The sequence below is a fragment of the Methylobacter sp. Wu8 genome (assembly GCF_036440755.1).
In the GTDB taxonomy this organism is placed as follows: Bacteria; Pseudomonadota; Gammaproteobacteria; order Methylococcales; family Methylomonadaceae; genus Methylobacter_A; species Methylobacter_A tundripaludum_A.
This window is the reverse complement of sequence record NZ_JAZGVT010000062.1, coordinates 1-12,990: the sequence shown is the minus strand read 5'-3', so window position 1 is coordinate 12,990 and position 12,990 is coordinate 1. Positions and strand designations below refer to the sequence as shown.

Below are 12,990 nucleotides of genomic sequence, written 5' to 3'. Positions count from 1 at the left end.
GGGACGCATTGGTTTTTTTCAAGCCCGAATAAGACAGATTGAATATCAGATTAAGTAATTCCTTATGGCAATAAACCTGGCATCAAAAAAAATATTGGTTGTCGAAGATCAAGCGATCATGCGCGAAACCATTAAACATATTCTGGGTTCGTTTGGCGCCCGGTTTATTGTTGAAGCGGAATCCGGCATCAACGCAATCACTGCGATGAGAATTGACAAGTTTGATATTGTGCTCTGCGACTACAATCTGCTCAGAGGAAAAAACGGTCAACAGGTTCTGGAAGAAGCCAGGCATCTTAAATTATTGCCGGTCAACGCCATCTTTATCATGGTCACTTGCGAACAGAGCCTGGAGATGGTGCTTAGCGCCATCGACAACAAGCCCGACGACTACCTGATTAAACCTTTTAACCGGCTGCAACTATTAAACCGTATCGAAAGATGCTATTCCCGTAAAACATACCTGACCAGCGTTGAAAATGAAATAGACAGCGGCAATCTATACAAGGCTATATATAATTGCGAAAAGCTGCTGCAACTGGATGATAAAAAAATGCGCATGCAATTATTAAAAATGTATGCCGAACTGGCCCTTAAGGTTGGAAACTTTAAAAAAGCCGAGGAAATTTATCAAGACATTCTGCATGAACGGGAACTTCCCTGGGCCAGATTGGGCTTGGGCGTAGTGGCTTTCTTTCTCGGCTATTATGACCAAGCCGTCAAGACTTTCCAGGATCTTATCGAGCAGTACCCGATGATGCTGGAAGCTTACGACTGGCTGGTTAAAACACACGAATCAATGGGTAACGACGAGCATGCGGTATCTTCACTTAATTCGGCCGTTACGCTTTCGCCGATGTCCATCTTAAGACAAAAAAAACTGGCGTTGCTGGCCGATAAAACCGAAAACCTCCCGGTTGCTAAAAAAGCCTACACAGCGACGATCAAACTGGGCAAAAACTCTATACACCGGTCATCCGCCGACTATGCGGGCTTGGCCAACGTTTACTTAAAAAGCAACGCCGCCAACGAGGCGCTGAAAATACTGTACGAACTGAATCAGCAGTTTCACAATGACCCTGAGGCAAAACTTAGAGCCTCCCTGCTGGAAGCCGAGATTCATCAGACAAAAGGCAATTCGGCGCTGGCCGAGCAGGCCTATGGAAAAACAGTTAAACTGAACGAACAGTTTAACAAACAGATTTCCCGGGAGCTTCGCCTGGAAATGGCGAAGGCTTTTTATCTGAACGGAGACAACGAAACTTGCGATGAAATTCTTAACGATTTAGTTAGAACCAATATTGACGACAAGTCCTTCATCAAAGACATCGTAACCCTATGCGACACCATTATCGGCGAAAGCTATGCCGAATCATTGATCCAACACATAAAAAAAGAATTGGTCGACATCAACAACAAAGGCGTCAGCCTGTTTCAAGAAGGTAACATTAAAGGCGCTCTAACGGTTTTCGAACAAGCCATTGCCAAAATGCCTAGCAACCAAACGGTCCTGTTAAACCTGATAAAAATCATCATTCACGATCTTAAAACATCTAAAACCAACCCGGAAAAGATCATCAGCGCTCAAGCCTATATCAATAAAGCCGTTCAAATAGGCATACCGCACAACCAAATCGGCGGCCTTCAAGCAGAGCTGGACACCATTCAAAATAAATCTAACCAATAAGCCGCCAAAAGGTCTAATATTCACATGCCGCCAATCGGTTTTCCGCTATTCTGGACTGTTCGGCGCATAATATAAAGGACAGCCTGAGGCACTAAGACTAAGGACTCATTATTTCTCAAGCCCAATTCAAACGGATGAAATATAAGGTTAAATAATCCCTTATGGCAATAAACCTCTCATCAAAAAAAATATTGGTCGTCGAAAATCAAGCGATCATGCGCGAAACCATTAAACATATTCTGGGTTTATTTAACGCCCAGTTTATTGTCGAGACGGAATCCGGTGTTAACGCGCTCACCGCGATGAAAATTAACCGGTTCGATATCGTGCTCTGCGATTACAACCTACCCAAAGGCAAAAACGGCCAACAGGTTCTGGAAGAAGCCCGGTATCTTAAGCTATTGCCGGTTAACGCCATCTTTATCATGGTCACTTTTGAACAGCGCCTGGAGATGGTGCTTAGCACCATCGACAACAAGCCCGACGAGTATCTGATTAAACCTTTTAACCGGCTGCAATTATTAAACCGTATTGAAAGATGCCACGCCCGCAAGACATACCTGGCCTGCATTGAAAATGAAATAGACAACGGCAATCTCTACCAAGCCATACAGAATTGCGAAAGGCTGCTCCAGCAAGATGACAAAAAAATGCGCATGCAATTATTAAAGCTGCATGCCGAACTGACCGTTAAGGTTGGGGATTTTAAAACGGCTGAGAAAATTTATCGGAATATTCTACATGAACGGGAACTCCCTTGGGCCAGATTGGGCTTGGGTGTTGTGGCTTTTTTTCTCGGCGATTTCGACCAAGCCATCAAGACATTTCAGGACCTTATCGAGCAATATCCGATGATGCTGGAAGCTTACGACTGGCTGGTTAAAGCGCACGAAGCCATGGGTAACGACGAGCATGCGGTATCTTCACTTAATTCGGCTGTTACGCTTTCGCCGATGTCCATCTTAAGACAAAAAAAACTGGCGTCGCTGGCCGATAAAACCGAAAACCTCCCGGTTGCCAAAAAAGCTTATACAGCGACGATCAAACTGGGCAAAAACTCTATACACCGGTCATCCGGCGACTATTCAGGATTGGCCAACGTTTACTTAAAAAGCAACGCATCCGACGAGGCGCTGAAAATACTGTACGAACTGAATCAGCAGTTTCACAATGATCCTGAAGCAAAACTTAGAGCTTCCCTGCTGGAAACCGAAATTCATCAGGCAAAAGGCAACAAAGCACTGGCCCAACAGGCCCACGAAAAAACAGTGAAACTGAACCAACAGTTTAACAAACAGATTTCCCGCGAGCTTCGCCTGGAAATGGCAAAAACTTTTTATCTGAATGGAAACAACGAAACTTGCGATGAAATTCTTAACGATTTGGTTAAAACCAATATTGATGACAAGCTTTTTATCAAAGACATTGTAACCCTATGCGACGCCATTATCGGCGAAAACTACGCAGAAACACTGATTCGGCAGATAAAGAAAGAATTGGTCGACATCAACAATAGAGGCGTCAGCTTGTTCCAGGAAGGTAACGTTAAAGGCGCCCTAGAGGTTTTTAAACAAGCGATTGCCAAAATGCCTAGCAACCAGACGGTCCTGTTAAACCTGATAAAAATCATTATTCACGATCTTAAAACATCTAAACCCGACCCGGAAAAAATCATCAGCGCTCAAACCTATATCAATAAAGGCGTTCAGATAGGCATACCTCACAATCAAATCGGTGGCCTTCAAGTAGAACTGGACACTATTCAAAATAAATCTAACCAATAAGCCGCCAAAATGTCTAATACCCATATGCTTTCAATCGGTTTTCCCGCCATTCTGGCCTCTTCAGTGCATGACATAAAGAATTCATTGACAGCTCTTCGAGCTCTGGTCGGTCAGCTTGAAAACATCTATCAGGACCCAAAACCCACGGAATTCAGACAACTGGAATTTGAAACCAACCGCATGAACAATAGCCTCATGCAGTTACTGACACTTTATAAAATTGATTTATCCCAATTCAGCCTAAGTGTAGACGAGCATAGCGCCGCCGATATATTGGAGGACATTGTCGCCCAGCAATCCACCTTATTATCTTTGGGCAATGTTCAACTCATTACCGAATGCCACGGCGACCTGTTTTGTTATTGCGACAGCGCGATGATCAGCAACGCCCTCTGCACGCTGGTCAATAACGCACAGCGCTATTGCAAAAGCAAGGTTCTGATTTCCGCCTCAGAAGAAGATGATTATATTGTTTTTTGTATTGAAGACGACGGCAAAGGCTATCCGGAAAACCTGATGTCGCCCGACTATAAACAACTCCACCAGGTTGATCTGGCTACCGGCAATACCGGACTGGGCTTGTTTTTTACCGAGACCATTGCACAATTACATGTCAAAGACGATAAGCACGGATTTATTGTAACCGACAATAATAGTCAGTTCGGCGGAGCTAGGTTTAAATTGTATTTGCCGTAAGAGAAGAAAAACAAAAGACGAAGGGCGAAAAAAGCTTGCATTTAAGTTTAGGAGTATTTCAAATTTTTAGCCTTTAGCCTTTAGCCTTTAGCCTTTAGCCTTTAGCCTTTAGCCTTTAGCCTTTAGCCCAAACATCAAGCAAATATCCAGCAGCGTTTCCCAGGGTTCGCCTTGCTGCCGGCCTTTAATCTGCCGATCAGCTTTTGCACTCAAGACTAAAATACTGTTGAGATCGCCATCCGTCAACCTGCTCAATGCGTCACTAACCAGCTGCTGGCGCTTGTCCCAAATTTGATTGTTTTTAAAAACCAGCGCTCTGTTTTGCCCCTGAGCCAACGCCTGCTTAATCCTGATCAACGCCCTAGCTTCACGCGTCACAGCCCATAACACCACAGGGGCCGCGATGCCTTCCGAACGCAAACCGGACAATATCTTTAAGATTCTACCTACCCTGGCCGCCAGTACGCCATCCATCAGCTTAAACACGTCAAACCTGGAGCTGTCGGCCACCACATCAAAAATCTGCTGATTGCTTAACTGTCCGGCGCCGTATAATACATAAAGTTTTTCTATTTCCTGGGCGGCGGCCAGCAGATTGCCTTCAATCCTGGAAGCCAATATCTTTATCCCTTCCATTTCCGCCTGTAACCCGCGCCGCTGCATTCTTTGCTGCAACCAGCGGATTAAATCCTGTCCCTCTAACGGCCAGACCTGAATAACGCAGCCAACCTTATCCAAAGCCTGAAACCAGCGCGATTTTAAGGAGGCGCCGGCCAGTTTTGCTGCGGTAATCAGCAGCAGCGTATCCTCCGGCACGCGCTCACAGTAGTCGATCAGAACTTTCGCACCGTCAGTACCCGGCGTACCGGCGGGCAGCCTTAAATCAATAATCTTTTTATCGGCAAAAATAGATAATGAACCTGCCGACTCCGTTAATTCATTCCATGAAAACCCGGCGTCGGCAACCAGAACGTCGCGACTGTCATAACCGGCTTTTCGTGCCGCCGCCCTGATCGCATCCGCCAACTCGCCAAGCTGCAACGGTTCATCGCCGCTAATAAAATAAACCGGCGCCAAATCCTTTTGCAACGCCGCAGCCATTTGCTCAGGCTTGAGCCGCATATTATTTCGCGCCTGACTCTAATACCACCCTGGCGCGATTGACGATGGTCTGCACCGCCTGCTGGTACATTTCGTTGCGTATCCCGGTTTCTTCATTATCTTTGGCAATAATATATTGCTGATCGTTGTAATAGTCGCGTTTGATTTCAACCGACTGCCTCTCCATCAACGTGACATCCTTCGCATTGGCGAATTCATAGTCCAGCCGGTAATTGAGTTCAAACTCGTTGGACTTGCCTCTGGCACTCAGCGACAACACGCGCCGGTTAAAGTCCTCGTTAAATATCTTGATAACAATACCCGCCCCCGCACGAGAATTTGAAAGCTGGGCAGAAGACGCCTTCATAACCTGTTTGAATTGTTCGAGCAGAGCCCCGGACCCGCCCTCGACATAAATACTTTTCATATTTTCAGGCAATTGAATAGCGCCCCGCAAATGATACCCGCAAGCGCTCAATAACAAAGCCATAACAAAGATGGCTGCTTTTTTTATTAACACACTTTTCTCCCTAATGAATAGAACATGGGTGACAAAAAGGCTAAAGGCTAAAGGCTAAAGGCTAAAGGCTAAAGGCTAAAGGCTAAAGGCTAAAAATTGCAGCGCTCCTTAAATCCAAATGCAAGCTTTTTTTCGCCCTTCGCCCTTCGCCCTTCGTCTTTCGTCTTTCGTCTTTCACCTAAACAACAATATTGACCAATTTTTTCGGCACAATTATCACCTTTTTGATCGGCAGGCCTTCAATAAAGCGCATCACATGTTCGTCACTCAGCGCCATTGCCTCTATTTCGTCTTTAGATGCGTTGATTGATACCGACATCTTACTGCGCAACTTGCCGTTCACCTGTAGCACCAACTCCAGGGCGTCCTGTTCCAATGCCGTTGCATCGACCTCGGGCCATGACGCGCCGACCACCGCCTGCTGATGGCCCAGATCCAGCCACAGTTGATGGCAGATATGCGGCACTATCGGCGACAACATCAGCACAATGGCTTCCAACACCTCCTGCCTGATCGCCTTGCCGTTGTCCGAATCATCGACAAACTTTGACAAGGTGTTGATCAGCTCCATGTTTGCGGCAATCACGGTATTAAAGGTATAGCGCCTGCCGAAATCGTCGGTTGCTTTCTGGATAGCCAGATGGAGCTGGCGGCGCACCGCCTGTTGCTCTGCGGTTAACGCCTGCTTATCCAGCGGCGCTTTAGAACCACCGGCATCGCAATGCTGGTAAGCCTGTTTCCAGAGCCGTTTCAGGAAACGGAACGCGCCTTCCACGCCGCTGTCGGACCATTCCAGCGATTGCTCCGGCGGCGCTGCAAACATGATGAACAGACGCACGGTATCCGCGCCGTATTGATCGATCAGGCCTTGCGGATCAACCGTGTTGCCCTTGGATTTGGACATTTTGCTGCCGTCTTTGAGCACCATGCCTTGGGTCAGCAACCTTTTAAACGGCTCGTCGCAAATCAGCAAACCTTCATCGCGCATCAGCTTGGTGTAAAACCGCGCATACAACAAATGCAAGATAGCGTGTTCGATGCCGCCGATATAATGATCGACCGGCAGCCAGTATTTGGCGCTTTGATCGAGCATGCTGTCCGGGTTATTACCGGCGAACCGCGCAAAATACCAGGACGATTCCATAAAGGTATCGAAGGTATCGGTTTCCCGGCGCGCCGCCGTGCCGCAAGTCGGACAAGTCGTATGGGAGAAAGTCGGATGAGCGACCAAAGGCGATTGCGAACCGTCCAGCACGACATCCCTGGGCAGCTCGACCGGCAAATCCCGCTCGGGAACCGGAACCGTGCCGCAGTCGTCGCAATAAATGACCGGGATCGGCGCGCCCCAGTAACGCTGACGGGAAACGCCCCAGTCGCGCAACCTGAAATTGGTTTTGCGCTGGCCTTTTTGGTCTTTTTCCAGCGTTTCGGAAATGGCTGCAAAAGCTTGTTCAGACGTTAACCCGTCAAATGCGCCCGAATTCTTTAACACGCCTTTTACCGTGTAAGCCTGCTCCGAACAATCATCGTCTCCGCCGTCTTTGGCAAAAATCACCTGTTTGATAGCAATGCCGTACTTAAGAGCAAACTCAAAATCGCGTTGATCATGAGCAGGAACGGACATCACCGCGCCGGTGCCGTAACCCATCAACACGAAATTGGCGATCCAGACCGGAACTTGTTCGCCGGTGATCGGATGCAGCGCCTTGATGCCGGAATCGATACCGCGCTTTTCCATGGTTTCCATGGCCGCTTCCGAAGTTTCCATCATCTTGCAGTCATCGATAAATGCGCTGATTTCAGCATTGGTTTCCGCGGCTTTCAGCGCCAGCGGATGTTCCGCCGCCACGGCCAGATAGGTCACGCCCATCAAGGTATCGGGGCGCGTGGTGTAGATGCTCAAAGGCTGATCCGAACCAGGAACCTGGAAATTCATCTCCACGCCTTCGGAGCGGCCTATCCAGTTGGCCTGCATGGTTTTAACCTGTTCCGGCCAGCCGTCCAGCGTTTCCAGCGAGGCGAGCAGTTCATCCGCGTAGGCGGTGATTTTTAAGAACCACTGGGCGATTTCCTTGCGTTCGACTTGCGTGTCGCAACGCCAGCAGCAACCGTCGATAACCTGCTCGTTGGCCAAAACGGTCATGTCATGCGGGCACCAGTTGACCGGCGCGGTTTTTTTGTAAACCAGGCCTTTTTCCAGCAGCTTCAGGAAAAACCATTGCTCCCACTTATAATAATGCGGATTGCAGGTGGCCAGTTCGCGCTTCCAGTCATAGCCGAAACCCAGCCGCTTGAGCTGGTCGCGCATATAGTCGATGTTACTGTAGGTCCAGTCGGCCGGATGTACGCCGTGCTGCATCGCGGCATTTTCCGCCGGCAAGCCGAACGCGTCCCAGCCCATAGGCTGCATCACATTCTTGCCCAACATGCGCTGGTAGCGGCTGATCACGTCGCCGATCGTGTAGTTGCGGACATGCCCCATGTGCAGCTTGCCGCTGGGGTAAGGGAACATGGACAAACAATAGTATTTATCTTGTGTTGACGATTCAGACACATTAAACACGCCCGAAGCGTCCCAGGCGGCCTGTACTTCTTGCTCGATTGCCAACGGCTTATAATTTTCTTGCATCCTTCTCGTCTTTTACCAGTCAAAAGCGTTAGAATACCGTACAGTTGCTTAAATCTAAAGCGCCATTTTCAGGAGCCCAACCCTTATGAATAAAAACAAACTTGTCACCGCCTATACCGATTTTATGAAGCATCTCCATGAAACCATGGAAGATACGCTGCATTCGTTTGCCGAAGCGCTGGAAATATCAAAAGAAAAAACCGGAAAAGACAGTGATTTGACCAGTGAGGAATTGGACAGGGTTTCAGAGTTTGTTAAACGCGACATCGAGCATGCGGCGCATGGTTTGTCTGCTGAGGAAGACAAGGAGTCTTTATCCGAATGGTTTAAATTCGATATTGAGTTGATTGAAAACTTCACGCTGGACGCCTTTTTAAGCCTTGCCGATAAAACCCGCCTGGAACTGGCGAAAATTGAACAATTAGCGAAAGCGCACACCTATCACAGCGGCGACATTACCGTGCCGGGAACTTTTATCTGCGACGACTGCGGCAAGGAAATTGCGTTCAAAACACCGAGCGAAATCCCCGAATGCCCGCAATGCCACGGCAAAACCTTTATCCGTATTTGATATTAGCGGTCCAAGGCTTATAATGCGGCTTTCAACTATTTGATTTAACGGGGATAACATGCGCAGAGTCATTTTCAACCAGAAAGGCGGCGTCGGCAAATCGACTATTACGTGCAATTTAGCCGCCATCAGTGCCGTTGAAGGTAAGCGTACCTTAGTCATCGACCTCGATGTTCAGGGCAATTCAACGCAATACCTGCTCGGCGAAAAAGTCAGCGATAGCGACAAGACGATTGCTCACTTCTTCAAAGATACGCTGAGCCTGTCCCTGTTTGGCGGCGGTTCGTCCGGTTCCGGCCTGGAAAGCGCGATACATGAGACCCCGTTCCCCAATTTGTTCGTCATTCCATCCCACCCCGAGCTTGAACCGTTGCAAAGCCGATTGGAATCGCGGATGAAAATCTTCAAATTGAAAGAGGCGCTGGAAAAGCTCGAAGGTTTCGATGAAATCTATATGGACACCCCGCCTATCCTGAACTTTTACAGCCAGTCCGCGTTAATCGCAGCCGGCAAATGCCTGATCCCTTTCGATTGCGACACCTTTGCCAGGGAAGCCTTGTATTCACTAATGCAGGTGGTCGCTGAAGTCAAAGCCGACCATAATCACAATCTTGAAGTTGAAGGCATCATCGTCAACCAATACCAAAAACAAGCCAATATGCCCCGCCAGATAGTCGAAGAGCTAATTGCCGAAGGACTGCCGGTGCTGGCCGCAATGATCTCGCCATCGGTCAAGGTCAGGGAATCGCACACCGAATCGAAACCGCTGGTGCATTTTGTCCCCAATCATAAATTGACCGACGAATACCGCGCGTTACATGCGGAGATTCATGGCAGCTAAGGTATACATATTTATCGTTCCCATGCTCCGGCGTGGAAACGCATCCAGTACCGCTCCAGCGGTGCGGGATGCAGAGTAGGCGGAAAAATATAACGACCCCAGGAAAATTGCTGGTTTGGTCTGGTTTTGTGCTGGTTCCCAAGCTCCAAGCTTGGGAACCCAGTCTTGGAAGCTCTAGCTTCCCGTCTCGCGAAGCTAGAGCTTCGTCTCTCGAATTCCCAAGCCGGAGCTTGGGAACTAGCGTAACTCCCGCATAATCACATCACGACCTTTAACACCATGAACAGCATTACCCCCGGCAACATTAAATACTGGCTACCGCCCATCCTGTCCGGCATCCTGATCGGCACCAGTTACATCCCCTTCCCGCCCTGGGCATCTTTATTCTGTTTCGTTCCATTATGGATTTTCTGGAATCGGCAAACCAGCCTAAAAAACGTTTTTCTCGGCGGCTTGATCACCTCCTTCGTTTTCACGCTGATCGGCTTTAACTGGGTCACTTACCTGCTGCATGAGTTCGCCCATCTGGACTGGCCGGTAGCGGCCGTCGGCATGGTGGTCTACGGCTTGATAGCCCACTTGTTCGTACCGCTGGCCGGCATACTGTGGTTTTGGGGCCAGCAAAAATTCAACTGGTCAAAGCGGCTATCGTTATGGCTGATGGCGCTGATCACCATTCTTTGCGAAGCCTACTCGCTGACCCTGTTCGACTGGAACTTCGGCTACTCCTGGTATGGATCAAACATCCCCGTTTACCATTGGGCGGAAGTGATCGGTTTTAGCGGACTCAGCGCCGCTACCCTGCTGTGCAACCTGCCGCTTTATATCGCTTGGGAAAAGCGCAAACAAAGCGCCGGGAAAATCATCCTGGCGGCCGTCGTTACCGGTTTTATGCTGCTGAATGTCGGCGGCCTGTGGCTTAAAAACAGACTGCCGCAACCGGATGCGTCGTTTAAAGTCCTACTGATTCAAGCCTATATCGATAACGCGGAAAAACTGGCCGCAGAATTAGGCAAAGGCTACGGCAAAGAAATCTTCACCCGCTATACCACGCTGACCGATAACGCGCTCAGCGCTCACCAAGACGCCAAAATCGACTTCGCGATGTGGCCTGAAACCGCATTCCCGGCATTGCTGGGCGAACGTTTTAAATCCGACGACTACCCGGTAGCGCTGGCGCAATTTCTCCAAGACCGGCAACTGCCGCTGATTACCGGCGCCTACAGCATCGATGAAAAATCCCGGCTGATTACCAATTCCCTGTTCGTGTTGAACAAGGACGGTCAGATCGTGCCGCCGCATTACAGCAAATCGATCCTGCTGGCTTTCGGCGAATACATCCCCGGCGAACAGATTTTCCCGGAAATCCGCAAATGGCTGCCGCCCACCGGACATTTCGCACGAGGCCACGGCCCGACCGAATTACTGCGCTGGAACGGCTATAAAATGGGCGCGCAAATCTGCTACGAAAGCCTGTTCCCCGGATTTACCCGCTCGCTGGCGGAACTCGGCGCGCAGTTCATCGTCAATGCGACCAATGATTCCTGGTACGGCGCATGGCAGGAACCCTACCAACACATGTACATGACCCTGGCCCGCGGCGTGGAGTTCCGCCGCCCGGTATTGCGCGTCACCAATACCGGCATATCCACGGTATCGCTGGCATCGGGAGAAATCCTGGAACGTTCGCCGATACACCAAGCTTGGACAGGCTTATACGAAGTGCCTTACCTGAAAAACCCGCCCGCCACTTTTTACCAGAACTGGTTTTGGCTGGTGCCGGGTTTATTGTGGGGGGCCTTGGTTTTGTTGCTGGGAATCGGGGTTGTAAAGCGACTGGACACTACTAACGGTAAATAACTTAGGATTTGGTTAAAAATAACTTCCCGAAATCACTATTTCCGGTCGTCAAGCCGTTCGTGCTGACCCTTCGGCTACGCTCAGGACTAAAGGCCTTGTCGAAGCATGATCGGCTTGACGCGGTAGGGCGAAATTTTTCCGCCCACCCCATTCGACAAGCTCATGACAGGCTTCGACAAGGCTCTCCTGAGCGTAGCCGAAGGGCTCAGGGCGAACGGAAAAATTTCATCCGTTCAATATCGGGAAGTTATTACTGACCATATCCTTACCGATAACCGCTTAACTTTAACGGCATACCATACTCAAATTCGGCGCTATTGTTCCCTCTCCTGCTGGAGAGGGAGAGGGCTAGGGTGAGGAAATTCTTTCGATGTACGCTACAACCGATCCAGCGGACTCACCACGCCTTTGCCGCCTTTGTTTAACACGTGGGTATAAATCATGGTCGTGGCGACATCGCTATGCCCCAGCAATTCTTGTACAGTACGAATGTCGTAACCCGACTGCAAGATATGCGTCGCAAAGCTGTGCCGTAAAGTATGCGGGCTCGTCGGCTTGGCGATGCCTGCCGTTTGAGCAGCCAGTTTGACATAGCGTTGCACCTGTTTTTCTTCAACATGATGACGGCGTTCCGATTTTCTGCGTGGATCGACTGAATAATTTTTGGCGGCAAACACATATTGCCAACCCCATTCTTTTGAAGCGTTAGGATACTTGATCGCCAGCGCATCCGGCAACCACACATCGACCTTACCCAAAACAACATCCTGCTCGTGCCAGACCCGGCGCAACGCAAGCTGAGTGCGCATCGATTCCACCAGGCTTTCCGGCAACATAGTCACCCGATCCTTACCGCCCTTACCGTCACGCACAATAACTTCCTTGCGTTCCAGATCAACATCTTTCACCCGTAACCGCACCGCCTCCATCAACCGCATACCGGTGCCGTACAATAACTTAATGATCAAACAAATCGGCTCAGGCGCACCGGAAGCCTCATGCAACAGAGCCTGTATTTCCTGAATCGTGAGCACCACAGGCAAACGCCGGGGCTTTTTCGAGCGCTCAAAATTATCCAGCCACGATAAATCCACAGCCAATACCTCGCGGTACAAAAACAAAATCGCCGACAACGCTTGATTTTGGGTAGAGCTGGATACATGCCGTTGCGTAGCCAAATAGCTTAGATTCAACTCATAAGTGCAATCGGCACTAATCGGAAAAGAAAAAGGTTAACTGATATAGTTTCACGCTTTTTTCAATCCGACCAAAGACGAGAAAGCGCATGAGAAACTATAAAC

Annotated in this window: 10 protein-coding genes; 6 read left to right on the top strand and 4 right to left on the bottom strand. The window is 49.2% G+C overall.

What is annotated here, in order from left to right; genetic code table 11:
• Window positions 1-64: 64 nt before the first annotated feature.
• The 3 genes from V3O24_RS09540 (at window position 65) to V3O24_RS09530 (ending at window position 4,167) form a co-directional block, all read left to right on the top strand.
• Window positions 65-1,687, top strand: a complete 1,623-nt coding sequence (locus V3O24_RS09540; RefSeq protein WP_331307079.1) for a response regulator — start codon at window positions 65-67, stop codon at window positions 1,685-1,687.
• A 161-nt stretch (window positions 1,688-1,848) separates the two neighbouring features.
• Window positions 1,849-3,471, top strand: a complete 1,623-nt coding sequence (locus V3O24_RS09535; RefSeq protein ID WP_104423160.1) for a response regulator — start codon at window positions 1,849-1,851, stop codon at window positions 3,469-3,471.
• Between the two features lie 9 nt (window positions 3,472-3,480).
• The gene (locus V3O24_RS09530; RefSeq protein ID WP_104423159.1) at window positions 3,481-4,167 is read left to right on the top strand and encodes a HAMP domain-containing sensor histidine kinase; all 687 of its coding nucleotides are present in this window, start codon (window positions 3,481-3,483) and stop codon (window positions 4,165-4,167) included.
• A 108-nt stretch (window positions 4,168-4,275) separates the two neighbouring features.
• On the opposite strand, the gene holA is transcribed toward V3O24_RS09530, so the two are convergent.
• The 3 genes from holA to leuS form a co-directional block, all read right to left on the bottom strand.
• Complete coding sequence (gene holA, locus V3O24_RS09525) at window positions 4,276-5,289, bottom strand: DNA polymerase III subunit delta (protein WP_331307078.1); 1,014 nt, start codon at window positions 5,287-5,289, stop codon at window positions 4,276-4,278.
• A gap of 1 nt (window position 5,290) precedes the next feature.
• The gene (gene lptE / locus V3O24_RS09520; protein WP_331307077.1) at window positions 5,291-5,788 is read right to left on the bottom strand and encodes an LPS assembly lipoprotein LptE; all 498 of its coding nucleotides are present in this window, start codon (window positions 5,786-5,788) and stop codon (window positions 5,291-5,293) included.
• Window positions 5,789-5,966: 178 nt separating this feature from the next.
• On the bottom strand, window positions 5,967-8,417 hold the full coding sequence (gene leuS, locus V3O24_RS09515) for a leucine--tRNA ligase (protein WP_331307076.1): 2,451 nt from the start codon (window positions 8,415-8,417) through the stop codon (window positions 5,967-5,969).
• A gap of 85 nt (window positions 8,418-8,502) precedes the next feature.
• Between leuS and V3O24_RS09510 the strand changes: the two genes are divergently transcribed.
• The 3 genes from V3O24_RS09510 (at window position 8,503) to lnt (ending at window position 11,689) form a co-directional block, all read left to right on the top strand.
• Complete coding sequence (locus tag V3O24_RS09510) at window positions 8,503-8,988, top strand: zinc ribbon-containing protein (RefSeq protein ID WP_104423156.1); 486 nt, start codon at window positions 8,503-8,505, stop codon at window positions 8,986-8,988.
• A gap of 58 nt (window positions 8,989-9,046) precedes the next feature.
• Window positions 9,047-9,829, top strand: a complete 783-nt coding sequence (locus V3O24_RS09505) for a ParA family protein (protein ID WP_331307075.1) — start codon at window positions 9,047-9,049, stop codon at window positions 9,827-9,829.
• A 279-nt stretch (window positions 9,830-10,108) separates the two neighbouring features.
• Window positions 10,109-11,689: an apolipoprotein N-acyltransferase gene (gene lnt / locus V3O24_RS09500; protein ID WP_331307074.1), complete on the top strand. Its 1,581-nt coding sequence runs from the start codon at window positions 10,109-10,111 to the stop codon at window positions 11,687-11,689.
• 377 nt (window positions 11,690-12,066) lie between these two features.
• On the opposite strand, the gene V3O24_RS09495 is transcribed toward lnt, so the two are convergent.
• The gene (locus V3O24_RS09495; protein ID WP_331307129.1) at window positions 12,067-12,906 is read right to left on the bottom strand and encodes an integron integrase; all 840 of its coding nucleotides are present in this window, start codon (window positions 12,904-12,906) and stop codon (window positions 12,067-12,069) included.
• Window positions 12,907-12,990 lie beyond the last annotated feature (84 nt).

Bases quoted from the DNA above. Each gene is read 5' to 3' on its own strand.
- V3O24_RS09540 (WP_331307079.1), top strand. From the start codon at position 65: ATGGCAATAAACCTGGCATCAAAAAAAATATTGGTTGTCGAAGATCAA.
- V3O24_RS09535 (WP_104423160.1), top strand. From the start codon at position 1,849: ATGGCAATAAACCTCTCATCAAAAAAAATATTGGTCGTCGAAAATCAA.
- V3O24_RS09530 (WP_104423159.1), top strand. From the start codon at position 3,481: ATGTCTAATACCCATATGCTTTCAATCGGTTTTCCCGCCATTCTGGCC.
- holA (WP_331307078.1), bottom strand. From the start codon at position 5,289: ATGCGGCTCAAGCCTGAGCAAATGGCTGCGGCGTTGCAAAAGGATTTG.
- leuS (WP_331307076.1), bottom strand. From the start codon at position 8,417: ATGCAAGAAAATTATAAGCCGTTGGCAATCGAGCAAGAAGTACAGGCC.
- V3O24_RS09510 (WP_104423156.1), top strand. From the start codon at position 8,503: ATGAATAAAAACAAACTTGTCACCGCCTATACCGATTTTATGAAGCAT.
- V3O24_RS09505 (WP_331307075.1), top strand. From the start codon at position 9,047: ATGCGCAGAGTCATTTTCAACCAGAAAGGCGGCGTCGGCAAATCGACT.
- lnt (WP_331307074.1), top strand. From the start codon at position 10,109: ATGAACAGCATTACCCCCGGCAACATTAAATACTGGCTACCGCCCATC.